2 protein-coding genes are annotated in these 2,081 nt (G+C 79.9%); both read right to left on the bottom strand.

What is annotated here, in order from left to right:
- A partial coding sequence (locus ABD317_RS36260) for an FAD/NAD(P)-binding protein (protein WP_344296207.1) occupies positions 1 to 1,395 on the bottom strand: 1,395 nt, incomplete at its 3' end.
- Positions 1,396 to 1,573: 178 nt separating this feature from the next.
- The coding region (locus ABD317_RS36265) for a carboxymuconolactone decarboxylase family protein (protein ID WP_344296205.1) at positions 1,574 to 2,081 on the bottom strand (508 nt) is incomplete at its 5' end.

The following is a 2,081-nucleotide window of genomic DNA, read 5'->3' on the forward strand; positions in this document are numbered from 1 at the left end:
GGCGGTGGTCCCCCACAGCCCGCGGGGGGGGGCGGAGCCGAGGGGGAACAGGGGCGGGGGCGCGGCGGGCCGGCCACCGGCGGGGCGGCCACCGGCGGGGCGGGCAGTGGTCGCGGGGGAGCCGTCCCGTGTCGCCGCGGCCGGGCCGGCGGCCGGGCGGAGCCGGCCCGCGTCCGTGGCGACGCCGATGCCCAGCGGGCCCGGCGTGGCCGTGCCGTCCGCCAGCAGCCCCCGCCACAGCGGGTCGGCGCACTCCTCGACGCGCAGCCCGGGACCCGTGCAGTCGACGACCCAGCCGACGTGCAGCGTCCCCCCGCCGCTCAGCGTGACGTCCAGGCTCCCGTCCGGCCGCTCGGCGACGTCGTGCACCTGCCCGGTGTGCAGCCGCAGCCGCCGGGCCGCCAGCGCCCGCCGCACGGCCTCCGCGGTGGCCGGGGGCATGCGGTGGCGGTGGACGTTCCAGCGGGAGGCGTCGCGGGCCAGGAAGTCCGCCCGGTCGGCGTCGGAGAGGCGGGCCCACATCGCCTGCGTCAGCGGGCGCAGCCCGTCCACGGCCGGGCGCCAGTCGCCGTGGGCCCGTACGGCGGCGCCGACGGGCCGGCGCACTGCGGCGCGCAGCTCCGCCAGCGGCAGGCCGGGCAGGGCGGCGTCGGCCAGGAGGGGCGGCAGCGGCGTCAGGGCGTGCGGGCGGGGCAGCTCGCCGCCGCGGGAGACGGCGTGCACGAGGCGGCCCGGGCGCTCCAGCGTCAGGGCGACGTCCACGGCGGTCAGGCCGGTGCCGACGAGCAGCACGCCGGGGGCGCCGGCGTCGTCGTCCCCGGTGTCGGCGGTGTCGGCGGTGAGTGCGTCCAGGGCGCCGGGCGCCCAGGGGTCGGCGACGAAGCGTGCGCTCGCCCGCAGCGTCCCGGGCGCCCAGCCGCCGGGGCCGGGCGCCGGGCCGGTGGCGATGACGACGCTGTCCGCGCGCTGGGTGCGGCCGTTGGCGAGACGCAGGGTGGCGGACCCGCCGGCGGCCCACGTACAGCCGGTCGCCTTCATCCGCAGCCGGCGCACCGCGACCGTGCCGTGGGCGCGGATGACGGCCTGGCCCAGGGAGTCGGCGAGGTAGGCGCCGTAGCGGTGCCGGGAGACGAAGTCGCAGGCGGAGGCGGCCGGCTCGCCGTGGGCGCGGAGCCACCGGACGAAGTGCGTGGGGTCGTCCGGGTAGCAGCTCATGCCGCCGGCCGGGACGTTCAGCCGGTGCCGCGGGTCGGGCGTGGCGTACGCGACGCCGCGGCCCGCCTCGGGCGCCGGGTCGATCAGCACCAGCTCCAGCGGGGTGCTGCGCCGGACCGCGGTCTCGCAGAGCTGCATCGCGGTCAGGGCACCCGCGGCGCCCACGCCGACGACGGCCACGACGTGCCGGGCGGGACCCGCGGCGGTGGGAGACGAGGGCGCGGCCACGATACCTCCAGCTGGGCCGGGAACGATGCGTCCATGATCTCGCGTCTTCCGGGCAGGTCCACCCCCGGGCGGGGGGTCCGGGCGCGGAGCCCCCGGAACGGGTCTTCACCGCAGCACCCGCCGGAGGCGCTCAGCGCGGCGGGTCGGGCTGCAGGCGCAGGGCGGCGATGGTGGTGGCGAGCATCTCGTAGTGGCCGGCGAGCAGCAGCAGCTCGATGGCCGCCTTCTCGTCCAGGTGGGCACGCAGCCGCCGCCAGCAGGCGTCGTCCAGGTCCCGGTCGCGGTGCAGCGCGTCCACGGCGGCGAGCAGCGTGCGCTCCCGGTCCGTCCAGCCGTCCGCCTCGGGGCCGGCCGTGACCCGGGCGACGTCGGCGGGGGTCAGCCCGGCCCGGCGGCCGAGCCTGCGGTGGTGCTCGAACTCGTAGCGGCAGCTCCGCAGCTGCGCCACCCGCAGGATCACCAGCTCGGTCTCCCGGCGCGGCAGCGTGCCGCGCGGCATCAGCCGGCCGGCGAACCGCAGCCAGCCGCGGAACAGCCGGCGGTGCCGGCCGAGGACGAGGAACAGCGCGGGGCAGCGGGTGCCGCCGACGCGGCGCGCGGCCTCGCTCAGCAGCCAGGTGGCCATGCCCACGTCGCGG

Source organism: Streptomyces synnematoformans (assembly GCF_039531005.1).
Taxonomy (GTDB): domain Bacteria; phylum Actinomycetota; class Actinomycetes; order Streptomycetales; family Streptomycetaceae; genus Streptomyces; species Streptomyces synnematoformans.